This window comes from Peribacillus sp. NPDC056705 (assembly GCF_043656335.1).
Genome location: NZ_JBHTYI010000016.1, coordinates 18,194 through 43,554, shown reverse-complemented (window position 1 = coordinate 43,554; position 25,361 = coordinate 18,194). Strand labels below are relative to the sequence as shown.

The window sequence follows — 25,361 nt, the reverse complement described above, 5'->3', positions numbered from 1 at the left end:
CCATTTAATAACCAAGAGTAAAGCCTATATGACCTTTAACTAAATCGGTTTAGAATCCCCGTAAAAAAAGCGTTTTCTTTTTCACAGGAATTCTTACAACCGGTTCTAGCAAGAATTCCTTGAAAGCAAAGTCGGTTTCAAGCGATGTACGCTTGTATCCTCTTTACCTGTTTTATTGATTTGACTAAGCAGTAACTCTGCTGCCAAGTTGGCCATTTGAATGGCAGGCTGATTAACCGTAGTGATGGTCGGTGTATAGAAACTGGCATAGGGTACATCATCGATCCCTATTACCGCCATGTCATCAGGTATATTTATTTCGTGCTGTTTCATATAACGCAACACTTCATTAAGTACGATATCATTTCCTGCCAATATGGCTTGAGGCGGCTTTTCCAATTCGAAAAATTCTGAAAGTGCAACCGGGATTTCATCTGCGTTCACTGTTTTAATATAGTCTGAATTGAATGGTATCCCATGTGACGCAAGGGAATCCTTGTACCCTTGGATCCGTTCGATACGAGGACTGATATCGCGTATGATTGAAGTGGTTATGATTGCAATGGTTTCATAACCCTTTTCAATAAACCTGTCGATCGCTAACTTGGAAGCAAGGTGATTGTCGAGCATGACAGTTGCAATATCCAATTCTTCGATCGTCCTATCCATGAAAACAATCGGGAAATGATCACTCTTCATACGTTGATATAAATCCAGATTGTCCCCTGTGGGGAAAATGATGATCCCATCCACCTGTTTAGCTCTTAGCATTTCAATATAATTCTTTTCCTTTTCAGGATTGTCATCTGCATTGCATACGATAATATGGAACCCTTGTTCATAAAAGTAGTTTTCAATAGCTCTAATAACTTGCGTTGAAAACGTATGAAGGATATTGGCAACCACTACCCCGACGGTAAAAGTGGATTTTTGTTTTAAACTGCGTGCTATTATATTAGGCTGATAGTTTAATTCTTCTATTGTTGCTTCAATCTTTTTCCTGGTTTTTTCACTCATATATTCGTAACGTTTGTTAAGGTATTGGGAAACTGTGCTTTTTGATACTTTAGCATGATTGGCGACATCAGTAATTGTAATGGTTTTCATTTCATTCATTCCTGTCGTATGGTTTCAAATCTCTAATACCAATATGGCTGAGATATATAAGGAATATTCTATTATAATAAGGAACGCTTTACAATCACCTTCTGATGCAGTAAAAAAGTCAATATCCCATACCGTGGAACTAATTTAATCACGGTCACTTGTTTGCCTTTTTATTGGACCTGGATTCAGACACCTGAGTATGCCATGAAACCACCATCGACTGGTACCGTAATTCCTGTGACAAAGCCCGAATAGGATTCATCAACAAGCCAAAGCAATGTACCAAGTAAATCTTCGGGCTGCCCAAAGCGCTTCATGGGTGTTGATGTAATGATTTTATTAGATCTTGCCGTCAGGCTGCCATCTTCATTAAGCAAAAGATCCCGATTTTGCTTCGTCAAAAAGAATCCTGGAGCAATGGCATTCACCCGTAAACCTTCCTCGGCAAAATGAACAGCCATCCACATCGTAAAATTATTTATCGAAGCTTTGGCAGCACTATATGCTGGTACTTTAGTCATTGGAGCGTAGGCACTCATGGAAGATACATTTACGATAACAGGTGCTTCCACTTGCAATAACTCTTTCCCAAAAACCTGACTCGCCAAAAATGTACCGGAGAAATTACTGGCAAAAACCTGGGAGAAACCATTTTCATCCAAATCAAAGAAGGATTTTCCTTCTGTTTCTTCCCCATATTTCTCTGGAGCGGTAATGGCATCAGGATGATTGCCTCCCGCTCCATTTATTAATAGATCCACTCTTCCGAACGATTCTAATATTTTCCCTTTTGCATTTTCCAATGAGGCCCTATCCAAAACATCCGCTGCGATGGATATCGCAGTCCCCCCAGTATGTTCAATGAGTTCGACCACTTCTTGCCCTTTTTCAGCCGTTCTGTTCAATATAGCTATCTTGACACCATGGCGAGCCAATTCCACCGCCATTTTGGAACATAAAACACCGCTGCCTCCAGTGATCACTGCCACCCTGTTGGATAAGTTTTCATGAATGGGAATCATGATTTTTCACCTAATTTAGTAGCCTCATATGCATCCCATAATCCCAGCAAATACATGATTCCCAATGCTCGGTCATATAAACCGTAACCTGGGCGGCAAACTTCACCCCATATATGGCGGCCATGATCCGGTCTGACATAACCAGTATAATTTTGCTTATTCAATTCTTCCACAACGCCCTGTATATTGATCGATCCATCCTGGGTATGATGGGATGTTTCCACAAAGTCACCGTTTTCAAAGATCTTCACATTGCGAATATGGGAGAAAGGCGAACGGTTAGCATATTTTTTAGCCACCTGGACCATATCATTTTCAGGGTTTGCCCCCATCGATCCTGTACACAAGGTAAACGCATTCGATGGTGAATCCGAAATCGAAATCAGTTTTTCATAGCTCGACTCTCCGGTGATGATTCTTGGCAAGCCAAAAATGGACCATGGCGGATCATCCGGGTGTATTGCCATTTTTATACCGCAAGCCTCGGCAACAGGTAATATTTCTTTTAGGAATATTTCAAGATTCGCCCATAGCTGCTCTTCGTCCACAGTTTTGTAAGCTTCGAATAGTTCAGAAATTCGATCCATCTTTTCTGGTTCCCACCCGGGTAAAGTTAAATCTGAAGCTTCCGTTACAGTACGAATTAAATCTTGCGGATCTAGCGTATCCACTTTCGCCTTTTCATAAAACAGGGCAGTTGAGCCATCTTCCAAAGGATGGAACATTTCCGTCCGGGTCCAATCAAAGATCGGCATGAAGTTATAACAAATGACTTTCACTCCAGCTTCCGAAAGATTTCGGATCGTCTCTTTGTATTTCTCTATATAAATCATGCGGTCTTCGTTACCCAATTTAATCGATTCATGGACATTTACACTTTCTACGACATCCGTGTGAAAACCAAATGATTGGATATACTCAATTTCTTCTTGAATTTCTTCCTTTTCCCAAACCTCACCAACAGGTTTTTGGTGAAGTGCCCAAACAATCCCTTTCACTCCAGGAATCTGTTTAATGTGCTCCAACGTAACCGTATCATTGTCTTTCCCGTACCATCTAAATGTAATATTCACCATGCACCTCCATTATTCTGCAATTTTTTGCATGTATTTTCGGCTTAATTCCACTGCGGCTTCATAGCCGCCATTTTGATAGGCTTTGTTCAAGTCACTGCCGATCCCGATTGCTACCGCGCCTGCATTCAGCCAGTCCTTCATGTTATCCAAATTAATTCCGCCGGTTGGCATGATCCTTACATTGGGCAATGGACCATTAACCGACTTGATGAAAGAAGGTTCAAAATGGTTTGCCGGAAATAACTTCAAAACATCACAACCGGCTTCCAATGATGTAGCCATTTCTCTAATTGTCATGCATCCAGGCATATAGGGAATGCCGTATCGATTACAAAGTTCGGCTACGCCATTGACAAAATAGGGGCTGACGATAAAATTGGCGCCAGCTAAAATCGCATGCCGAGCCGTTTCAGAATCAAGTACAGAGCCTGCTCCTAATAGTGCATCCGTATTTTGCAATTCTTTGAAAGCTTCTTCAATTCCCGGTGTTGTATAAGTCAATTCGATTGCCTGAATACCGCCTTCCACAGCTGCTTTAGAAAGTTGTGCCGCCTCCTTTGCATCCTGTCCCCGGATTACAGCTACAACTTTCGATTCCGTTATTCGATGTATGATTGAATGTTTATCCATAGCTCCTACCCCCTACCCCTTAATTAAAAACGATGATCGCTTTTCGAACTTGTTCGGGATGATTTTCAACAAAATTAAATGCTTCCTGGATATCATCGAGCGAAAATGTATGGGTAACTAAACCTTCATGTCTGAGTTTTCCTTCATTCAAAAGTTTTACCACTTTTGGGAACTGATCGGTTTGCAATCTAGACCCCTTCACCGATACTTCCTTTTTTGTGATCGGTAGCTGGGAAACCGATGAAGGACGTTCATCAAAACCGAGTACGACAATCCGCCCCGCCGTTGACACGACATCGAAGGACAATTCAAATGTCATCGGCAAGCATACTGCATCAATGACGACGTTGGCCCCTTCGCCATTCGTCCATTCTTCCACTCGTTTTTGAACATCTTCTTTACCAGCATGGACGGTGATATCGGCGCCGCTTTCTTTAGCGAATTCCAAACGCTCATCACTTAAATCCGTGATCATCACTGATGCTCCTTGAAGCTTTGCCATCTTTAATATGCAAATGCCAATAGGCCCAGCTCCCTGGATAAGCACTGTTTCTCCTTCCTCCACTTCGCCTCTCCATACGGCCTGTGCGCCGATAGTGTATGGCTCAGCCAATACTATTTCTTCCCAAGCTAAAGCGGGATCCACGACATGTAATTGTTTCTCCGGAAGGACGAACCATTCCCTCATTCCACCATCTTCATGCACGCCAAAAACGGACAGTTTTTCACAAACATTTTGGCGGCCTTTGCGGCAGGCATAACACTCCCCGCAATAACTGATGGGCTCAATAACAACGTGGTCCCCCACTTTTATGCCCGCGACACCTTGACCTATCTCCACAACTTCTCCCGCTACTTCATGTCCAACGACTCGCGGCAGTGTAGCAAGTGGATTCGTACCATGATAAATATGCATATCCGATCCGCAAATCCCGACTCTTTTTACTTTCACAAGGACATCCGAAGAGTTTGAAATCCGAGGTTTTTCCACTTCTTGAATGATCAGTTCATGAGCTTTCCGTACTTGAACCGCTTTCATTTCCCCACCTACTTTGTAAGAAATTCATAAACACTTGATGCTATCGTAATACCTTGTTTCAGGTTTTTTTCTTCATTGATTTGTTCAATCTCACCCGGTACATATACGCGATCGAATCCTGGAGCAGGTTCAACCTGTCGAAGCTCTTCGATCATTTGATCCATTTGCTCTAAAAATATATCAGTATCCGTAAAGAACGAAGGATTAATTACACAAAAATAATGTCCCAGCTTCCGTTTCTTATCAAGGTCGTCATACATTTTCCCAATGTGCGGACCAAATGCTGCACCGGCCAATAATCCAGAAAACACATCCACAATTACGGATAGGCCATAGCCTTTCGGACCTCCGAAAGTGGAAAGGGAAACGACTTTATTCGGGTCTGTCACATTAGCTCCATTTTCATCCACTCCCCATCCTTCTGGGATTTCCTTTCCTTCTTCGCGTGCCTGGAGGATTTTCCCCAGAGCAACATTGGATGTTGCCATATCAAGAATAAAGGGTTTCTTCGTTTTGGCAGGAACTCCGTAAGCGATTGGGTTGGTACCAAGAAATGATGTTTTTCCTCCGAACGGGACCACAATTTTATCGGTATGTGACATCGCGATGCCAATCAACTTTGCATCAGCGGCTTTTTGAACGAAATAGCTTAGTGCTCCGCAATGGCTGCTATTAAAAACTGTCACCATGCCAACGCCATTATCTCTAGCCATATCGATTGCATGGTCCATGGCCACGTCGCTAATCACATGCCCAAAACCATCATCTCCATCAACCACACCGGTAACTGGCCCTGTCTTTTGGAAGGAAATTCGGGCATCGGGATTTATGCCTCCTGCCTGTAAACGGTTCACATAATGCTCTGTTCGCAAAACACCATGGGAATTGACGTTTCTGAGATCGGCATGAACCAATACTTCCGCGATTTTCCCGGCATTTTTTTCATTTAAACCCACTTTGGTCAGCTGTTGTATGACTAATCGTTTTGCTTCCTCCGCTTGTATCGTTACTGTTGCCATTTTCTCCCCCCATTTCTTTTTAGTCAGCTATCTTTCTATAACAGCATCATTCTGTATGAAAGGCATTACTTCATCCAAATATGGTAAGCCTTCATTGTCGCCTGCAACAGTGGTGACAAGAGCTCCTACACCATTTGCGAATGTCAACCTTTCATCAATTGGTAAGCCATGAAGATATCCGTAAATATAACCTGCATCATAACCATCTCCCGCACCAACAGTATCAACAGGTATAACCGGGAATGCTTCTTTTTCATGCCATTCACTTTTGGTATAAAGTTTTGAACCATGTTTCCCGTCCTTAATGACAAGCTGATCAATATCATTCACCTTTGCGAATTCCGCCAAAGATTCTTTAGAGTCCGTTCCGATGATCAATCTTATTTCATCCAAACCTGTAAGCAAAATATCAACATATGGAAATATATCACAATATACAGATCTTGCTTCCTCGATGGACCATAGCTTTAAGCGGATATTCGGATCAAAAGAAACAGGTATATTTTTTTGTTTTGCAATATCCATTACCCTCTTGGCAATATCCACATTTTTGGGATCTATGGCCAAAAATACGCCAGTAAGGTGGACTATATCAATCTCTTCAAACATCTTCTCTGTTATATCTCCCGGCTTTAAAGTTAAAATGGGAGATTGATAGCGGTAATAAAATGTCTTTCCGGAACCATCTTCCCGGATTTCTTTAAAGTTAAGAGATGTTGGATATCCATTTACATAGGCAACATCACTCATGTCCACGCCTTCCCCACGAGCGAAATTATAGATAACTTTACCGAACTCATCCTTGCCCAATCGGCTTATCCATTTTGCCCGCATTCCAAGCCTTGCACAGCCAATCGCAAAATTCAGTTCAGCGCCTCCTACTTTTCGCTCGAAACGGTTTACGAATCTTAAAGGTCCTGTCTCTTCCGGATTTAGCGTAATCATGGCGTCGCCAAGCGTTAAAACACCATATTTTGATGACAATACAGTACCTCCTTCTTTCGAACAATCACAAATGAAAACAAAAAACATCTGATCATATCATTTTCATTACACTTTAGATAAATCGATTTAGTAAAGTACTAAACCGGTTTGGTAAATCATAAGGAAATTGTAAATGAAAACCCTATCAAAAACAATAGAAAAGTTTGATAATTTCTAATTTTATTTTTATTCGCAGTTTTTCCATTTTATTTTTCAGTATAATTTATGATAAAAAGCCCTATTGCGGTAAAGTGGAAAGAATTATTCCTTCCCTCTTTTTTAATGATTAAGAGTTTCTGATTTTTCACCCTCGGGCTTTCCATCAAATTTACTCTTTGCTATTAATTTGGAGAAAGTTGTATAATATATCAATTGTTAAATAAGTTTGAAAGGTTGTTTGGAATGAGTCTTTTGAGAATATACATCTTACTTACCGGAATAATGATTACTTGGGGGTTAAATGTCTCGGTTATTAAAATTTTAGTTGCGAATACACAGCCCGTAACAATAACCTCTTTGAGAATTTTTACTGCTTCTCTTATAGTCATTCTTATCCTTTTCTTCTTTGGACTGATACGCCTTCCTAAAAAAAGTGAACTTTTTTACGTTTTTGGAGGAGCACTTTTGAGTGTCGTTTTTCATCATTATTTTTTAGCTGAGGGATTGACGAAGACTTCTGCATCGAATGCTGGACTGATTTTGGGCATGGGGCCAATTTTGACAGTCATCTTGACCATGATATTCTTTCGTAAAAAGCCAACTTTAATTAGGCTTTTTGGCTTTATATGCGGTGCCATGGGTGTGAGTTTTACCGTTATGGCAGGAAGTGGAGGACTTCATTCTATTAATCTGGGGGATGTGGATATTTTACTTTCCATACTTTCACAGGCATTAAGTTTCATTCTTATCAATAAAGCCTCAAAAACAATGGACCCACGATTACTAACCGGCTACATGATGCTGATTGGATCTTTTATTCTTTTTGCCATCAGCTTATGGAAGGAACCAGAGGGCTTATCTTCACTGGCAACTGCACCGTCCTCCATCTGGGGAGCTTTCATTTTCTCCGCCATTTTCGCCACTGCCCTCGGGCACATGAGCTATAATTATGCCATTGGTAAGGTAGGCGCAGCCGAATCATCCATTTTTCTTAACTTAAACACCTTATTCTCTTTGTTAGGGGCAGCATTTTTCCTTAATGAAGCCATTGTACCTGCACATTTCATTGGACTTATCTTCATTGTTTCGGGGGTATTGCTTGGCTCAGGTGCAATTGAAATATGGATTCTTCAAAGGAAAAATAAACGTATTTCTGCCTAGCGGCAACGGCAGCCCCTAGATTCAGGTACCTTTCTTCATACCAGAAAAAGAGACCCTATGACACTACCATCCCAATGGCTTAGCAGTGTCATAGGGTCTTATTATATATTGCCCATCCTCTTCTCCATCTACAGATGATTATAAGCCCTTGAAACATACTTGCAGTATAATAATTGGAGATTCATATCCGTTACAATATACCCCTATATTCACATGGACATATCCATTGAAGTATGCCCATTATGACAAGCTTTTTTGTTAACAGAAGGCTTGTTTGCAATCTGGGCTAATTGATTTATTTTATAAGCATGACTGGAATCTCATGCTGTCTGTAATCCGTAGACAGTCTCTTTTATATGTATTAATTCGACAAATAAGTCTTCAACGAGGTTTCTCAGAAAGAAAAGGGCCGCGATAATTTTTTCGTTTTTCCTGCCGTGGTTGCTACGGCAATAACATGATCCGGCTCTAACGAATGCTTTATCCCCAATAGAAACCCTAATGTAAGAATCGACACCAAGCTCATTTCTCTATCACTTCCCCGAGACACTTCCATACTTCTTCATAAACCCTTTTAAGAGGTATATTGTACTGAACGGCAATTTTACGGCAATCTTCATATTCAGGTGCCTGCTGTATGGGTTGGCCCTCATGGAAACCTCTCTTTATCGTCACTTGCCCCCATTGTGTGTCTACATATAATAAAGATCGTTCGAGTCTGTGTACGGTAAGAGGATAGTAGCGTATACCGAGAGTCGTCGTTTCAGCAAATATTATCTTCTTGATTTTCGAAATCACCTGCTGTGAACAGAGAAGTTGCAATAACACCCCCGGTCGATTTTTTTTCATGAAGATAGGCGTATAAAATACATCATTTGCTCCTGCTTCAAACAACAAATCCATTACATGACCAAGCCATTCACCGGAAATATCATCTAGATTCACTTCCATTTTTACCATTTGTCCATCAAGATGCTCATGATCAGGTGGGTGCTTCATTGGATCTCCCCTATAATAATGCGAAGGACGTTCGGATGATTTTCAAATGTTTTTGTCCCCGCACCATAGCCAATCGATTCGACAGTCATGGCTGGAAGCGAACCAAATTTTTCAGCTAAAACCGCAGCGATGGCAGCACCGGTCGGCGTTGCTAATTCAGAACGAATAGCGTTTGAGGCAATCGGTACCCCCTTTAATATTTCAAGTGTGGCAGGTGCAGGAACCGGGTATGTTCCGTGATCAATATGTATATGTCCAGATCCCGTAGGAATGGCTGATGCCTGAACTGATTCAATACCTAGCTGTTCGATTAAAATTGCAGCCCCGATTATATCTATTATCGAATCTACAGCCCCTACCTCATGAAAGTGAACTTTATCAAGCGGTAGCCCGTGTATGTGCCCTTCCGCTTCACCAATCTTCTTAAATATGGCGAGTGACATGTTTGTTACCGCTTCATTAAGGTTCGCCTCATTGATAGCTTCTACAATTTGTTTGTAGGTGCGGCTACCATGATGATTGTGAAGTGCATGGCTATGGTTGTGTTCATCGTTATGGTTGTGTTCATCGTTATAGCTGTGCTTATGTCCATGACTGTGGCTGTGTTCATGTGGTTGCTCTGATTTACTGGTAAGAATGACATCAAATTTAGTACTCGTAATGCCATTTTTGACGACTTTCCCCCATGACAGATTATATTCTTCATCTATATTCAGCTTTTTTAACTCTTCTTCCATTTGAAAAGGGTCTGCACCTGCATCGATCAACGCACCAATAACCATATCTCCGCTTATGCCGGAAAAGCAGTCAAAATATAATGTCCTCATCATCATTGATCTCCTTTTTATGTACAAGTTTGTATATAATCGCTGCATTATAGGCTGCACCAAATCCATTATCGATGTTCACCACACTTACACCCGATGCGCATGAATTAAGCATGGATAAAAGGGCCGATAAACCGTTAAAATTGGCACCGTAACCGATACTTGTCGGTACAGCAATAATTGGATTTGTGACAAGGCCTCCTAACACACTTGGGAGTGCCCCTTCCATCCCCGCTACACAAACTGATACGGTGGCTCCTCGTATCTCGTCTATATTATCAAGGAGGCGGTGCAGCCCAGCAACACCAACATCGTATATACGCCTGACTGGAATACCTAGTGTTTCGGCCGTCACGGCAGCTTCTTCAGCAACGGATAAATCTGATGTCCCGGCGCACACAATTGCAACATATGAACCAACGGATTTTGGTTTTTCTTTAACCCAGGCAAGTGTCCGGGCCATATCGTTATACTCAAATTCACTACATTCTTTTTGTACAAAAACTGCTTTTTCCCGAGAAATTCGAGTCACAAGCACAGAATCATTCCTTGTCCGCAGTGATTGTACAATCGTTAAAATTTGCTCAGCCGTTTTCCCTTCTCCAAATACAATTTCGGGAAAGCCTTGTCTCCTTTTTCGATGATGATCAATTTTTACAAACCCCAAATTCTCATATGATGCAAGTTTTTCCTTTGCTTCCGCTGCTGTCAATGAACCATTTTGAACCTGCTCTAAAATATTGTCGATCATAACATTTCTTCCTTTTTTAGCGCTATATTCATACTTCCGCTTGTATAGCCCGTGAGATCCATTGATACATACTTATAACCAAATTGCTTCAGCCGTTTCGTGATTGCCGCATGGTATTGGAGCACTCGCGGCATATCAACGGGTTCAACTTCAATTCGGGCAGTATCCCCATGCGTCCTGACTCTTACCTGATGAATATCCAATGATTTTAAGTAAGCTTCTGATTTATCCACTTTCGTCAACTTTTCCTTCGTAATGATATCGCCATATGCAATGCGTGAAGATAGGCATGCGAATGATGGTTTATCCCAGGTTGGCAAACCGGCTTGCTTGGACAATACTCTTATTTCTCCTTTGAATAAACCGGCTTCCAGAAGAGGTCCCCTGATTCCTTTTTCTTTAGCTGCTTTCATGCCTGGACGAAATTCGTTAGCATCATCAGCGATGACTCCATAAATTATATTTTTAAATTCATATTCTTCAAGAATAGGAAGCAGGTGGTCAAATAAACTACTTTTACAAAAGTAACAGCGATTCTGATTATTTTCTGAATATCCAGGAATGGCCAACTCCGAAGTTTGAATGACTCGATGGTTGGCACCTATCCATTTTGATAGCATAATGGCTTCTTTCAACTCACTCGACGGATAGGTTTCCGAATCTGCTGTAATGGCTAACACATTATCATAACCCAAAGTATCAATAGCAACATTTAGCAAAAAAGTGCTGTCCACCCCTCCTGAAAAAGCGACCACTACCGACTCCATTTTTTGAAGAATTTCCTGCAGATTTCTATACTTTTCTAGTAACATAGCACTTTTCCCCTTTCTGGTTTGCCTGAATTTATCCACTCTCCGCCAGCAATAATACCCTTGATGGACTACTATAAGATTGAACGAGATACATCAAATTGGTAAGAAAGGAGGAAATGAACACAGTCATACTTTCATTCCCAGTTCCCATTGGACCGAAATTCAAATAAGCTACGGATTGCTTTAGCTTTTTTGTACGATTGCTGAAAATTTTTTTGCCATTTCTGTCAGCCTGGTGTAATCTTCACCCGTAGTCAATTTCGCAGGATTGATCAATGAACCACCAAGTCCTGCCGCGATGGCACCTGCCTTAAAAAAAGATGCAAGGTTGTCAAGGTTGACACCGCCAGTTGGCATAAGGGGAATGTGAGGAAGCGGTCCTTTAAGATTTTTAAAGTAGCTAACACCCAGTGTATCTGCCGGGAAAACTTTGACAATGTCGGCTCCATGCTCATAAGCAGTCAATATTTCGGTTGGTGTGAGCGCACCGGGGATACTAATAACGCCATAGCGCTTAGCCATTTTAATCGTTTTGACATTGACGGTTGGAGAAAAGATAAATTCCGCCCCTGCCATGATGACCGCACGGGCCGTTTCAGGATCCAATACCGTGCCGGCACCCGCTATGATATCATCACCGAACTCCTCTTTCACTCTTTCAATTAAATGGCACACTTTGGGAGTTTCCACCGTTATTTCAAGTGTTCTGATGCCTCCCTCTTTCAGGGCCCGGGCGATTGGTATAATTTGGTCTGGGCGTGCACCGCGAATGACGGCAACTAGCTTCCCATGTTTAAGCTCTTCAAGTTTAGTCATTTTTTCCACCTTTCTACCTCGTCACATCCTCAGTGCCGCCACTCATGAACAAAGCGAGGTCGGCACGGACCGGTAGCCCCTCAACATCGCCATTTACCATCGTTGCCATTGCTCCCATGGCATTTCCGCGCCTTGCAGCTTCATATAGAGGCAGTCCATCGAGCAGGCCGGAAAGTACACCGGATGTAAAAGCATCACCAGCACCTATGGGATCCACGACCCGTTCCACATGGAATCCAGGAACGTATGTTTTCGGTACAGACGGGGCTGAAATTAAAGAACCCTCTTTGCCCAATTTAAGTAAAACTGTTTCAACACCGAGTTCATGAAAATGATCGGCTAACATCTCCGGAGCATGGGAACCGAATAAAAATTCGGCTTCGGCCACCCCAGGCATGACGATATCACTTTTCGAGGCGTACTTTGTTATGATGTGACGCGCTTCATTTTCATCCGACCATATTTTCAAGCGAATATTCGGATCGAAGACGATTTTTGTTCCGTTTTCTTTAGCAATGCGGATCGCTTTATCCAAGAGCGAACGACACGAATTCCCTAGTGCAGGGGTAATTCCGGTAATATGGAGATAAGCTGCTTCTTGGATGGCGAGATCGGTTAGTAATTCCGCCGTCATTTTACTAGCTGCCGAATCTTTCCTGTAATAGTAAACTCTAGTATCATTCAGCCGTCTGTATTCTTTAAAAAATACTCCGGTAGGCGCATCAGGATCTCTTGTTACATAAGAGACATCAACACCTTCTCCGCGAATGAACGATTGCATGGCATCGCCAAATTCATCCTCGCCGAGACGGCTTATCCAGCGTGTCCTATGACCGAGTCGGCTTAGCCCGATCGCGACATTGGATTCCGCACCGCCGAACTTCATTGAAAAAGATCGGGCGTGGCGAAGTGGACCTTCTTCATTCGGGGTAAACACTGTCATTGTTTCTCCGATGGTTACAACATCCATGTCATCACCTTCTTTCTCTTGTCATGCTATTACGTGATTAGAAAGCGTGCCGATCTTCTCAATGCTGACGTTCATCCGGTCACCGTTTTTCAACCAGATTTTCGGATTCCGCCCCATTCCAACGCCAGGTGGCGTACCAGTTGCAATCAAATCACCCGGCATCAGTGTCATGGACTGTGATAAAAATGATATGATTTTCGGAACCGTAAAAATTAGGTTGCTTGTATTTGAATCCTGCATAATTTCACCGTTTAATTCAAGCGAAATCGCTAGATTGTGGGGGTCACCCACTTCATCTTGCGTCACGATAAAAGGACCAAATGGCGCAAATGTGTCAGCCGTTTTGCCTCTCGACCACTGGCCATCCTGAAATTGCAAGTCTCGGGCGCTAATATCATTCATAATTGTATAGCCAAAGATGTAATCATTCGCCTCTTCTTCTGATACATGTTTCGCTTCCCTCCCAATGACAAACGCAAGCTCTGCTTCAAAGTCGACCGCGGTTGAATTAATTGGAATTTCAATCGCATCATTATGGCCGGCAATGGCATTTGCATATTTGGTAAAAATGACCGGTGATTCAGGAGGTTCCATCCCCGTTTCCTTGCAATGATCAAAATAGTTAAGTCCTACGCAAATGATTTTATCCGGCTTTGCGATTGGCGGCAGGATTTTTACTTCTGACAGCTTGAATATTGCATCGTCATTAACTCGTTGTTCAATTAACTGTTCTGCACGTGTTCTCAATTCGCTGCTGCGTTCTATGAATTTTTTCATGCAAGTTGGAAATTCTTCTGGACTAAGAGCCGTTAAACTAATGATTTGATCATTTTTAACAAGACCGATGTGTTGTTCGGTTTGTACGGAAAAAGTCGCTAATTTCATATTTTTTCCCCTTTCTTAAGTCAGAGCGTATGGTGTTATTTCCCCGTTTAAGACCTGAACGATATTTCTCGCTGCCTTTTGACGAAGTTCAACCATTGCTTCCTCTGAATACCAGGCACTGTGCGGCGTAATGATGACATTGTCCATTGTGAGTAGCGGGCTATCGGCGCTGACCGGCTCTTTCTCTGTCACATCAAGTGCTGCACCTGCAATTACCCCTTTTTCAAGTGCATCAGAAAGTGCTTTTTCATCGATTATCGGTCCGCGTGCCGTGTTAATGATAACCGCATTTCTCTTCATTTGTTTAAGGCGCTCCTCATTGATCAGATGGTATGTATCATCAATTAAGGGCACATGGATCGACAAATAATCAGCTTCTGCTATAATTTCGTCGAGCTCCATTTTTTGAACCCCAACCGCAGCCATGTCTGCCGCTGATACGAAAGGATCGTATGCAGCAGTTTTAAAGCCGAGCGGTTTCACCTTTTCAATGAAACGGCGCGGAATCCGACCAAAGCCTAGAACCCCAACAGTTTGCTCGTTAAATCGATGAATCGGGACACACACCTTAAAATCCCAGTTACCTTTTTTCACTTCATTGTTTAACAGTGTCACTTTCCGCGCCGAAGTAAGTAAAAGTGCCAATGCATGATTCGATACTTCTTCCATGCCATAATCCGGTACATTGGCGACAGTAATCCCCTTTTCCTTAGCCGCATTGAGATCAATTGTATTGACGCCAACACCGTAGCGGGAAATGATTTTGGTGTTTTCAAGCGAATCAATAACTCGGCGTGAGATAGGAGCATATTGATTCAAAATTGCATCCACTTCTTTTGCCTGCCCCATTACTTCTTCTTCAGTTTTGCATTGCGCTTTGATGAATTCGATTTCCAGACCGCTTTCTTGAAAAATCTCTTCTTCATATTTCAAATGTTCAAATTCGTAATCCGTTATTAATATTTTAAACGACATTTGGGCTCAACTCCCTTTTAGTAATAAATACGTGAATATTAGAGGGGATCCCCTCACGTTAATATCATTATTTAACTGCTGCCTTTTCAATTTTCGCAATTCCGAGTCCTTTTGCACCGAGTTTTGATGTTTTTGCTTCTGGATAGTATCGTTCGATCATTTGAATACCAATTGCGGCACGGCGTACACGTTCCTTTGTGAGTGAGATATTCGTACTTTCCCATTGTTTCCCTGATGGATATACATCTGGGTGATTACGAAGACCGAATTTGATGTAGACAGGCGCCAATACACGAATTATTTCCGGTATTTCATAATAGCGAAGAAAGCCGCCGAAAGTATCCGGAACTTCAACGTATAAATCAATTGGAATGTCTATCGATTGTCGGATCGCTGCAAGTTTAGACAGTGTTAATGCAGGTGGCACGTTGTAGGTATCCGCACCGATGTCTTCCATTAATTTGACGGATACTGGATTGGCAGAACCCATTTGAACCGATACTTTAACAACAAAGTCTTCCGGAAGCTGTCCGTATTTTTTCATTTCTTTCGTTAAAAGAAGGAGTCCTTCATCCGCGACTAACGCACCGCGAAGACCTAGTGCAGCCCCTCTTTTCAGGTCTTCCATGGCATAAACAAGCTGATCGGAGCCCTCATGGCGAATTCCCTGAGATTTGCCTCCTGTCGTAAGCGGTCCCGCACTGACATCCCATGAACCCCTGGGACCGACAAACAAACTCAGCTCCATGCCACGCTCTGCTGTCATTTTACACATTTCTATAATTTCTTCATCGGTTTGAAGCATGATGCCGCTGCCCTGAGATATTCGGTGAATGGTCAAACCGAGTCGGTCAATTTCTTTCAATGTTTCTTTCAGTGCTATCGGGCCTTCTACGCTTGGGAGTTCAATACGGTATTGAGCACCGTCTGGAAATGTTTTCGTTGATGTAGGAAGTTCTTTTAAATCAGTTGATGGGTATCCTAATTGTTCGAGCAAGTCTCGTGATTCTTTCATTTTTGGACGCCTTCTTTCATATTTATATTTTTTAAAAGAACAGCTACTTTGTCACTCAAATCAGCAGGGTATACATCGCAGGGTGCACGGTGTCCAGCAGCAACGTCAAACCAGCGCTGATGAACCGCTTCTTTCATGGCAGTAAAAAATGTCGGACCGTAATTGTACACATCCATCAGTTTTGAAATCACTTGATGTTTTTTCTGTGCTTCAGCAAGGTCACCTTTATGATACAATTGATATAAATCAACGGAAATTTCCGGTGCAAAGACAGCGCTTCCATTAATGCTTCCCGCTGCACCAATCATTTGGGCCGGAAGCAAGTGCTCGTCAAAAGCCGAGAAGACTCGGAAATCACTGCGAACTTTCTTCACTTCCGCCAGCACTTGACGAAGGTGCCCGAAATCACTGACAGTCTCTTTAATACCAGCTATGTTTGAATGATCTTCAGCTAATTTTTTAATCAATTCGATTGATAAATTTTGACCTGTCAGAAGCGGGATATTATAAATGAAAACTTGCAGATCAGTATGATTCGCTACACTGGAAAAATGACGGTATAATTGGTCGTCAGACAGCTTCCAGTAATACGGGTTGACTACGAGAACGCCGTTCGCTCCATGCTCTTCTGCATAAGAAGTCAGTTCTTGCACCTCTTTTAATGCGGTATGCCCTACCCCGACCATGACAGGCACTCGTCCGTTAATATGCTTGATCATTTCGCGTACATATAGTTTTCTTTCTTCCGTTGTAAGCGATGAGAACTCACCTGAACTTCCCATCAATAAAATACCGTCTATATTCCGTGAGATTAATAGGTCGATATAACTTCTGTTCAGCGCCATATCTAAGTTCCCCGATTCATCAAATAAGGTGACTACCGGTGGAATGATGCCATGAAAGTCCATTGTTTTTCCTCCTTTTATTACCATTCAGCGATGCTCCCGTCTTCATTACGCCAAATTGGGTTTTTCCAATCATGTCCGGTTTCTGCTGCCTGCTTCACTTTTTCTTCATCAATTTCCACCCCAAGACCCGGTTTATCCGGAATGTTCACATAACCATTTTCATAGTCGAATAATTCTGGATTTTTCATATAATCGAGAATGTCCATGCCTTCGTTGTAATGAATACCAAGGCTTTGTTCTTGAATTATGAAATTCGGTGTCGTTGCGTCCAAATGAATTGATGAAGCGAGGGTCATCGGACCGAGCGGGCAGTGCGGTGCGATCGCTACATCATACGATTCTGCCATCGCGGCAATTTTTTTCCCTTCTAAAATACCACCTGTGTGGGATAGATCCGGCTGAATAATATCGACATAGCCATCTTGAAGAAGCTGCTTAAAGCCCCAGCGTGTATACATCCTTTCACCCGTCGCAATCGGACACGTAGTATGCCAGGCAATCTCGCGAAGTGCTTCATTATTTTCCGGCAGCACCGGCTCTTCAATGAACATTGGATGGTATGGTTCAAGTTCTTTCACAATCGCCTTTGCCATCGTTTTATGAATCCTTCCATGAAAATCCACTCCAATGCCAAAGTCTTTGCCAACAGCTTCCCTAATTGAAGCAACGCGTTCGATGACAGCCTCTACTTTCGAAAAACTATCAATGTAATTCATTTCTTCTGATGCGTTCATTTTGACAGCAAGGAAGCCCTCTTTCTGTTTTTCGATGGCAGCTGCAACGACATCCACTGGCCGATCTCCCCCGACCCACGAGTACACTTTAATTTTTTCACGTGCTTTGCCGCCGAGCATTTGGTATACAGGAATATTGAAGTATTTTCCTTTTATATCCCATAGTGCCTGCTCAATCCCAGAAATGGCACTCATTAAAATTGGCCCTCCACGGTAAAATCCACCTCGATAAAGTGTTTGCCAGATGTCTTCAATGTCGTTCGGATTTCTCCCGATCAAATAATCGGTCAATTCGTTAACTGCTGCTTTAACGGTTTCCGCACGCCCTTCCACGACAGGCTCTCCCCAGCCGGAAATGCCTTCATCTGTATCAATTTTTAAAAACAGCCAGCGGGGTGGAACTTTGTATAAAGAAATTTTACTGATTTTCATCAAGCACCTCGCATTGTTTTTTTGGAAGGAAGAGAGGTTTTCAAACATGGAACCTCTCTTTCTCTTATTAAGAACCTTTAATGAAAACCGTTTTTATGGCTGTATAAAATTCTTTCGCCGCCTCACCTTGCTCTCGCGAACCCGTACTCGATGCTTTCATGCCTCCGAATGGGGCTTGCAACTCAACGCCCGCGCTTTCTGCGTTAATACGGACAAGCCCTGCCTCAATTTCATCGATGAAATCCAGAATCGAGCTAATATTTGATGTGAAGATTGATGCACTCAATCCGTATTTCGTATTATTTGCCATGTCAATCGCCTCGGCAAGATCGGTTGCTTTCATAAGCGCGATAACCGGTCCAAAAATCTCTGCCTGTGCTATCACCATATCCGTCGTCACGCCTTCAAAAATCGCAGGTGTAATGAAAAAGCCCCCATCATAGTCTCCGCCAGTTAATATCTCCCCGCCATGAATGAGTTTTGCTCCCTCCTGCTTCCCTTTTTCAATGTACTCTTTCACCGTATTGAACTGGCTTTCGCTTGCACATGGGCCCATCCAAATTCCCTCTTGAAGGCCGTTGCCAACCGTTATTTTCGCAGCTGCTTCTACCAGTTTTTGTTTAAATACATCATAGACCGAGGATTCAACTACAACACGGCTTGAAGCTGTGCATTTTTGGCCGGAGGAACGAAAACCACCGTTGATGACCGCCTCGACTGCTTGGTCGATGTTTGCATCTTTCGTCACGATGACTGGATTTTTGCCTCCCATTTCAAGTTGATATTTTATCCCGCGGGCGGAAGCTGATTTCGCGACGCTCTGTCCGACACTTTCAGAACCGGTGAATGTGATTGCATTTAAAAGCGGATGATCGATGAGCCCTTGGCCTATGATCGATCCTTTACCGGTAATAAAATTCAAAACACCCTCAGGGAAGCCTGCTTTGGTGAAGCATTCCATGACTTTCGCTGCTGTAACGGCTCCTTCCGTAGCGGGTTTCCATACGATTGTATTGCCATATACAAGTGCTGGAGCCATTTTCCAGATGGGAATGGCAACCGGGAAGTTCCATGGCGTGATTATCCCCACAACACCAAGAGGGGAGCGTTTTGTAAACATTAGGGCATCTTTATCGGATGACGGAATAACATCGCCGTCTTTCCGCATCCCTTCCCCAGCATAGTAACGCAGGATTGCAACGCCTCGTGCAGTTTCGCCTTTTGCTTCAGGTAACGTTTTACCCATTTCGCGAGTCATGGTTTCGGCAATTTCATCTAGATTTTCTTCCAATATATTGGCCGTTTTGAAAAGGATTTGTCCACGTGCAGACTGACCGAGCCTGCGCCAATCCCCCTTTGCCTTATGTGCAGAAGTCACCGCTTCGTTCAAGTCATCTTCTGTTGAGCTTTGTACGTAGCCAACCGGTTCTTTGTCTGCGGGATTAATGCTTTCGATTGTATTTCCAGAAGATGCATTCACCCACTCATTATTAATGAAATTCTTATATGTTTTCGTTGCAAATGTAGTTGATAACATAATCTTCAGCTCCTTTTTCGTTTTAAAATGTCGGTCCAATTCTCCAAATGCCAAAGTCATGCTGCTTTAAGATCTCCGCTTTTGTTAATTTTCCGTTTGAAACATGTTGAATTTCTTCCATGATGCGCCTTCCCACTTCATCGACGGTTTCTAAACCATCAACGATCGTACCTGCATTTAAATCCATATTTTCATTCATCCTGTCAAACATTGGTGTATTAGTTGAGATTTTTATGACGGGTGAAATAGGAGAACCCGTTGGCGTGCCTCTTCCACTTGTAAAGAGAACGATTTGGGCACCGCCTGCGACCATTCCCGTCAATTGCTCAATGTCGTGGCCAGGCGTATCCATCCAGACGAGCCCTTTTTTTGTGGGCACCTGGGCATAATCAATGACTTCTTCCAGCCTGGTTGTGCCAGATTTTGTCGCTGCCCCCAGTGATTTTTCTTCGAGTGAGCTGAGACCTCCCTCAATGTTTCCCGGACTTGGATTTCCGGTGCGGATATCTACGCCCATTTGCATCGAGCGGTCTTCCATCATTTTAATAACCGCATAAGCTTTTTTGGCTACCTGGTCGTTTGCCGCCCGGTTAGCAATCAAATGCTCTGCACCGATGAGTTCAGTCGTTTCCGCTAATATTGCGGTTCCCCCCTGCTGAACAACCAAATCGCTTGTACGTCCGACTGCCGGATTAGCCGATAAACCGGAGCATGCATCAGACCCACCGCATTCCGTGCCGACAATCAGCTCGCTGAAATCACATAATTCCCGTTGCACCATCGAGGCATCCTGGACCATTTTAACCGCAATTTTAGCTACTTCGGCAATGGTTTGAAGAGTGCCTCCATGTTCCTGAATCGATACAGTTTCCACTGGTTTACCGCATTTAGCAATTTCATCTCCAATACGGTGCGCCTGATGTGTTTCACAGCCAAGGCCGAGTACTATGACACCATATACATTTGGATTCATCCCCATTCCCGCATAGGTTCTGGCCGTTTGATCAAAATCAGAGCCCACTTGCGCACAGCCATGCTGATGAATGAATGTGACGGTTCCGCTCACCAATTCTGTGACGCGCTGTGCAGTTTGGGTTGCGCATGTTATCGTTGGCAAAATCAGTACATGATTCCGGACTCCGACGCGGCCATCCGGACGGCGATAGCCCCAAAACTGCATTTTTTCATTCAGCAATTTTGTCACCCCTTCCTCTTTTACCTTCTAAATTGTGTACATGAACATGTGCACCAGCTGGAATAAAAGCTGAGGCTGCCCCTATGACTTCCCCATATTTAATTATGTCTGCTCCTTGTTCGATGGCTTTGACTGCGAACTTATGTCCAAAACGAATCGGTTCAAGAATGGGTACGACAAGTTCTTCAAGGTCTGCCTTCACAATCACTGATGTGTTTGCAGGGATTTCGGATAAAGCGACAGCTACACTATCTTTCGTACTCAAGTAAAGTGTTTTATACTCGCCCATTTTGTCACCCCTTAAATTGTTTGAACTGCTTTACTTTGGATAACCGGGTTGTTTAATACTCCAATCCCAGGTATTTCGATTTCGATTCGGTCATCGCCTTTCAATGTAAATTCATTTGGCGGAACCACGCATGTACCTGTAAGTAACACTGATCCGTCAAAAACAGTGTTATCCAAGACTAAATAGTCGACAAGCTCTTCCAATTTTCGTTTCAGTTGGTTTACTTTCGCTTCACCTTCAAATACTTTTTCTTCATTTCGATAAATACGGCACATGATTTTAAGCTCATATGGATCCGGAACAGCCTCTTTTAACAAGATGGCCGGTCCAATGGAGCAAGAGTTTTTCCATACTTTTGCCTGTGGAAGATAAAGCGGATTTTCACCTTCAATATCACGGCAGCTCATGTCATTACCTGCGATATATCCAAGTACCGTTCCCTCTTTATCGATGACAAGACCAAGCTCCGGCTCCGGAATTTGCCATTTTGAATCAGAACGCAAGTATACCGGATCATTCGGGCCCACGGTTCTTGCTGCAGTCGATTTAAAGAAAATCTCAGGACGCACTGCATCATAAACTTTGTCATAGAAAGTTTGGCGGTCCAGCTTTCCTTGTGTCGCTTCGTAGTTACGTGCTTCTTTGCTTTTCTTATATGTAACGCCAGATGCCCATACTTCCGGCGCATCGATTGGCGTGGTTAATTCAAGACCTTCCAATGGCCGCTTTTCCCCTTTGGCGATAATTTGTTTTACAATATCAAACGGCGTTCTGTTATCATGACGAGCCGCTGTAATCAACGACATAAAATCCGTAAATGGAAGGTCCACCACATTGTTTTCGTTTGTCACGGCAGCAAGTTGTTTTTTATTGTCTTTTACATAGCGAATAATTCTCATTTTCTAGTTCCTCCTAAATGGCAGGCCTCATTTATATTTTTTGATATTCATAACCGAGCTCCTGCGAAATTTTATTGCTGCATTCCTTTAAGAGACGTACATAATACTCATGTGTTTCTTCATTTACTTTCGAAGCAGGCATCGATACACTCATTGCAGCGATTACCTTTCCTGAATAATCTTTTATCGGGACGGCAAGACAGTAAATGCCCGGTTCGTTTTCTTCATTATCCATTGAATAGCCATTAATGCGTGCTTTTTCGATTTCCGCTAAAAACTGCTCCTTGGATCTAATCGATCTTTCGGTCGGTCCCGTATAATCATAGCCATCCAAGAGCAAATCCAGTTCACTATTCGTTTTCGTCGCAACAAGGGATTTGCCAACTGCACTCGTATGAATCGGAACACGTCGGCCAATACGGGAATAGAGGACCGTTACCCCAGTGCCCTCCACTTTATCGACATAAACACCTTCCTGCCCGTCTAATATGACAAGGTGCAGAGTTAAATTCGTTGTTGCTGAAAGCCATTCAAGATGTTTTCTTGCTACGTTGCGCAAATCGAGATGGGTCACAACAACGCTTCCCCTCTCCAATAGCTTTAATCCTAACGAGTATTTTCCATTTTCTTCGCCTTGTGAAATATAGTGATGCTCCTGTAAGGTTTTTAATAGTGAATGAACCGTACTTTTATGTAAATTCATTCGCTTGCTTATCTCTGTGATAGTTAGTTCGCGCTCACGCTCATCAAATAAATCCAATATTTTCAAGGCACGCTCCACCGATTGGATGATAGGCATCGTTCCTCACTCCTTTTATAATCTGTCTACCTTTATCTTATCGGATTTATGACGAGCATTCCTCACTTTATTTCAACTTTTTTTCCTTGGAGTAAGACATCCTGTTCATAATCAAGGACCGCATCCTCAATGACAGCGATTGGAACAACACCATTTGCAGCATCTGTATGTCCAAACATCCTGTTGCTGGCCGCAACCATTTTTTGTCTAACTTTCATCCGCTGCTTGCGTTCAGTTGCCAATGATTGTCTTTCTTCTATAAAATGATCCGCAAAATCATGAACAACCTTTCCTGAATGAAGTTGAGTAGCATCCACAAAATCAATCCGTCGATCACGAAGCTGAAGGTGAATTACATCCCCTGATTTTAGTAAACCAATGCCGCCGCCTTCATATGATTCCGGTGTCATATGTCCTATAGCAGCACCATATGTGACTCCTGAATAGCGGCCGTCGCTAATGATTGTAGCGATTTTTTTCATAACGCGATTTGCATTGATGTGTTGCATTGGTGTAAACATTTCCGGCATTCCGAATGCTACTGGCCCCTGCCCTGAGATAATGACCGCAATTTTCAATGTGCCTTCTTCAACCATCCTGTCAAATAACTCCCCATAGGAAGCATTTTTTAGAAGAGACCATTCCGGCTCATTGTTGTATTTAAGAGACTCGAGCAATAAATTATGTCCGAAAAGCTTTTGCTCTTTTATTTTTGAAAGCAGATTTGAATCGAGCAGGCTTTTATTTGCATCATCCTCATTTTCGTAATAAAGGACAAATGCCAGCTTATCATCGAATTGGTCAAGCTGTGGTGTCGGCATTCCGCTGATTTTTACAACCGCGCTTTCAAAGAAGTTTCCTTTTAATACATCAACACCGCTGAATCCACGGCGTGGATTGGATAAAATGACCTGATTTTTCTTTACATTAACCGCTTTTAGGCTACTTGTAATCGCAAGACGTTCTTTCCAGGTTTTTGCTGCGACAGTCGGCGCATCCTGATCCATTGGTACACCATTCTCGATAAGTTCATAAAAAAGTGTTTCCATTCCCCTGCTTGTCCCACTGCAACATTGCATCGCAAGTGAATAAATGTCCCTTCCCTCTGTCAAACTGTAATCAAATAAGTCAGGAATTGGATGGGAATGATGAATGCGGTCAAGGTCCCATAAGCTGAATTTGAATCCTGCATAAAGCATGCCGGCGACAATATGCATCATTAAGTTAGTAGAACCACCCGAAGCGCTGTGAATACGGATTGCATTTTTTATGTTCGCAGCGACAATGTTGGCCACGCCGTAACGCTCTTCGTTTATCATGCCTGCAAAACTATCAAGCACCGAGTTAATCTGGCGTTGTGTTGGTGGATCGGTTAACAGCTCCACGGCTGGATGAACAAGACCCATGCCTGCAACTAAATGACGTGAACTATTCCCCGTTCCATTGAAAGCACATACACCTCCCTGCCCGTCACATGTTGCGACAGCAAGTCTCATTTCAAAATATTTATGCTGTTCCCTCGTCAATATTCCTCGTTCATACGCCCGTTCAAACACACCCTGGAATGCAGTATTCGATGAACATTGCAATATATATGCCATCGTATCTCGTAAATCAACCGCTACATCAGTAGCTCCTTTACTTTCCGCTTTTTTCGCAAGAGTTTCCAATTCCTCAATCACGTCAGCTGGAATCGAACCGCCTTCTAATACGTGAGCAGGTGCGAATGTTGCGAAAAAGGGGGCTTCACCACGGTTTCGGCGAACACGATCAACATGTGCGAGTGCGCTTACAACACCAAGAGGCTGCTTATCACACCCTTGAATGACGAATGCACCATGATAACTGTGAGCTTCTAGCTGGTTTACAACCATTTGTGCAACCGCGTTTCGGCTCTGGAGAGAGTAACTCATTCCTTGATTGTTTTGCGCAGTTCCATCACACATTACCGGTGTCGAGAAATGAAACGGCACGCCGCCGTTTTGCCAGATGCGGATTGCTGCCCGTGCCGACGTTTGGTAATCCATTATGTGGGCCGGATGATCGGACGAACCACCGATAATTGCGATACGCGGGGCATTCCTCTCGAGCCGCATATAAATTTCTTCAAGCGTCCAATCAGGCTTCCCCCCTTCATATGTGGAGCCAAGCGTCAGCTTCGAACGGTCCAACAGACCCGCAACCGTAATGGGTTCATTTGCTTTTCCCTGCACATTATCGCGGTAAGGGTTTATTTCGTTATCAATTAGTGGATATAGGTGTGTCATTTCAGCACTCCTTTTCTGATTTCAAATGGATTCTTCCATTCTCTAAAAATATTA

General features: G+C 43.0%; 25 protein-coding genes. 1 reads left to right on the top strand and 24 read right to left on the bottom strand.

The features are described 5' to 3' along the window. Positions 1–105 precede the first annotated feature (105 nt). From ACFRAK_RS18125 to ACFRAK_RS18095, 7 genes are all read right to left on the bottom strand, one after another. Complete coding sequence (locus ACFRAK_RS18125; RefSeq protein WP_260287553.1) at positions 106–1,107, bottom strand: LacI family DNA-binding transcriptional regulator; 1,002 nt, start codon at positions 1,105–1,107, stop codon at positions 106–108. A gap of 185 nt (positions 1,108–1,292) precedes the next feature. Next, complete coding sequence (locus ACFRAK_RS18120; RefSeq protein WP_387708633.1) at positions 1,293–2,129, bottom strand: SDR family oxidoreductase; 837 nt, start codon at positions 2,127–2,129, stop codon at positions 1,293–1,295. Beyond that, positions 2,126–3,202 carry a mannonate dehydratase gene (gene uxuA, locus ACFRAK_RS18115; protein WP_394572185.1) on the bottom strand — a complete coding sequence of 359 codons (1,077 nt, stop codon included), beginning with the start codon at positions 3,200–3,202 and terminating at the stop codon, positions 2,126–2,128. The genes ACFRAK_RS18120 and uxuA overlap by 4 nt, the downstream gene beginning before the upstream one ends. A gap of 12 nt (positions 3,203–3,214) precedes the next feature. Continuing rightward, positions 3,215–3,835, bottom strand: a complete 621-nt coding sequence (locus tag ACFRAK_RS18110) for a bifunctional 2-keto-4-hydroxyglutarate aldolase/2-keto-3-deoxy-6-phosphogluconate aldolase (protein WP_387599064.1) — start codon at positions 3,833–3,835, stop codon at positions 3,215–3,217. Positions 3,836–3,854: 19 nt separating this feature from the next. Continuing rightward, a complete protein-coding gene (locus ACFRAK_RS18105) occupies positions 3,855–4,874 on the bottom strand; it encodes a zinc-binding alcohol dehydrogenase family protein (RefSeq protein ID WP_394572184.1) in 1,020 nt (339 codons plus the stop codon). Between the two features lie 8 nt (positions 4,875–4,882). Further along, positions 4,883–5,893, bottom strand: a complete 1,011-nt coding sequence (allD, locus tag ACFRAK_RS18100; RefSeq protein WP_387599068.1) for an ureidoglycolate dehydrogenase — start codon at positions 5,891–5,893, stop codon at positions 4,883–4,885. Positions 5,894–5,920: 27 nt separating this feature from the next. Beyond that, positions 5,921–6,877, bottom strand: a complete 957-nt coding sequence (locus ACFRAK_RS18095; protein WP_387599070.1) for a sugar kinase — start codon at positions 6,875–6,877, stop codon at positions 5,921–5,923. 402 nt (positions 6,878–7,279) lie between these two features. Here ACFRAK_RS18095 and ACFRAK_RS18090 point away from each other — a divergent pair, with 402 nt between their 5' ends. Further along, a complete protein-coding gene (locus ACFRAK_RS18090; protein WP_387599073.1) occupies positions 7,280–8,197 on the top strand; it encodes a DMT family transporter in 918 nt (305 codons plus the stop codon). A 522-nt stretch (positions 8,198–8,719) separates the two neighbouring features. On the opposite strand, the gene larC2 is transcribed toward ACFRAK_RS18090, so the two are convergent. The 17 genes from larC2 to ACFRAK_RS18005 form a co-directional block, all read right to left on the bottom strand. Next, positions 8,720–9,196, bottom strand: coding sequence for a nickel pincer cofactor biosynthesis protein LarC2 (gene larC2, locus ACFRAK_RS18085; RefSeq protein ID WP_387599077.1), 477 nt, complete (start codon positions 9,194–9,196; stop codon positions 8,720–8,722). Beyond that, entirely contained in the window at positions 9,193–10,023 is an 831-nt protein-coding gene (larC, locus tag ACFRAK_RS18080; RefSeq protein ID WP_387599350.1) for a nickel pincer cofactor biosynthesis protein LarC, read from the bottom strand. Before larC ends, larC2 begins: the two co-directional genes overlap by 4 nt. Continuing rightward, entirely contained in the window at positions 10,004–10,774 is a 771-nt protein-coding gene (gene larB, locus ACFRAK_RS18075; protein WP_387599080.1) for a nickel pincer cofactor biosynthesis protein LarB, read from the bottom strand. The genes larC and larB overlap by 20 nt, the downstream gene beginning before the upstream one ends. After that, complete coding sequence (gene larE, locus ACFRAK_RS18070) at positions 10,771–11,586, bottom strand: ATP-dependent sacrificial sulfur transferase LarE (RefSeq protein ID WP_387599083.1); 816 nt, start codon at positions 11,584–11,586, stop codon at positions 10,771–10,773. Before larE ends, larB begins: the two co-directional genes overlap by 4 nt. 183 nt (positions 11,587–11,769) lie before the next feature. Then, entirely contained in the window at positions 11,770–12,402 is a 633-nt protein-coding gene (locus tag ACFRAK_RS18065; protein WP_387599086.1) for a bifunctional 4-hydroxy-2-oxoglutarate aldolase/2-dehydro-3-deoxy-phosphogluconate aldolase, read from the bottom strand. 13 nt (positions 12,403–12,415) lie between these two features. Beyond that, on the bottom strand, positions 12,416–13,372 hold the full coding sequence (locus ACFRAK_RS18060) for a sugar kinase (protein ID WP_387599089.1): 957 nt from the start codon (positions 13,370–13,372) through the stop codon (positions 12,416–12,418). Between the two features lie 21 nt (positions 13,373–13,393). Continuing rightward, positions 13,394–14,257: a fumarylacetoacetate hydrolase family protein gene (locus ACFRAK_RS18055; protein WP_387706939.1), complete on the bottom strand. Its 864-nt coding sequence runs from the start codon at positions 14,255–14,257 to the stop codon at positions 13,394–13,396. Between the two features lie 15 nt (positions 14,258–14,272). Beyond that, the gene (locus tag ACFRAK_RS18050; protein ID WP_387599095.1) at positions 14,273–15,232 is read right to left on the bottom strand and encodes a C-terminal binding protein; all 960 of its coding nucleotides are present in this window, start codon (positions 15,230–15,232) and stop codon (positions 14,273–14,275) included. A gap of 67 nt (positions 15,233–15,299) precedes the next feature. Further along, positions 15,300–16,247, bottom strand: a complete 948-nt coding sequence (locus ACFRAK_RS18045) for a U32 family peptidase (RefSeq protein WP_192205014.1) — start codon at positions 16,245–16,247, stop codon at positions 15,300–15,302. Then, on the bottom strand, positions 16,244–17,155 hold the full coding sequence (locus ACFRAK_RS18040) for a dihydrodipicolinate synthase family protein (protein ID WP_387599099.1): 912 nt from the start codon (positions 17,153–17,155) through the stop codon (positions 16,244–16,246). Before ACFRAK_RS18040 ends, ACFRAK_RS18045 begins: the two co-directional genes overlap by 4 nt. 17 nt (positions 17,156–17,172) lie before the next feature. Continuing rightward, on the bottom strand, positions 17,173–18,321 hold the full coding sequence (dgoD, locus tag ACFRAK_RS18035; protein ID WP_387706945.1) for a galactonate dehydratase: 1,149 nt from the start codon (positions 18,319–18,321) through the stop codon (positions 17,173–17,175). 67 nt (positions 18,322–18,388) lie between these two features. Continuing rightward, entirely contained in the window at positions 18,389–19,858 is a 1,470-nt protein-coding gene (gene gucD, locus ACFRAK_RS18030; RefSeq protein ID WP_387599105.1) for an alpha-ketoglutaric semialdehyde dehydrogenase GucD, read from the bottom strand. A 22-nt stretch (positions 19,859–19,880) separates the two neighbouring features. Then, complete coding sequence (locus ACFRAK_RS18025; RefSeq protein ID WP_260287595.1) at positions 19,881–21,038, bottom strand: UxaA family hydrolase; 1,158 nt, start codon at positions 21,036–21,038, stop codon at positions 19,881–19,883. Between the two features lie 4 nt (positions 21,039–21,042). Continuing rightward, entirely contained in the window at positions 21,043–21,342 is a 300-nt protein-coding gene (locus ACFRAK_RS18020; RefSeq protein ID WP_342613960.1) for a UxaA family hydrolase, read from the bottom strand. A gap of 11 nt (positions 21,343–21,353) precedes the next feature. Beyond that, positions 21,354–22,241 carry a fumarylacetoacetate hydrolase family protein gene (locus ACFRAK_RS18015; RefSeq protein ID WP_387599108.1) on the bottom strand — a complete coding sequence of 296 codons (888 nt, stop codon included), beginning with the start codon at positions 22,239–22,241 and terminating at the stop codon, positions 21,354–21,356. Positions 22,242–22,272: 31 nt separating this feature from the next. Beyond that, on the bottom strand, positions 22,273–23,040 hold the full coding sequence (locus ACFRAK_RS18010; protein WP_394572183.1) for an IclR family transcriptional regulator: 768 nt from the start codon (positions 23,038–23,040) through the stop codon (positions 22,273–22,275). A gap of 62 nt (positions 23,041–23,102) precedes the next feature. Further along, positions 23,103–25,307, bottom strand: coding sequence for a dihydroxy-acid dehydratase domain-containing protein (locus ACFRAK_RS18005; protein ID WP_387599112.1), 2,205 nt, complete (start codon positions 25,305–25,307; stop codon positions 23,103–23,105). Between the last annotated feature and the right edge of the window lie 54 nt (positions 25,308–25,361).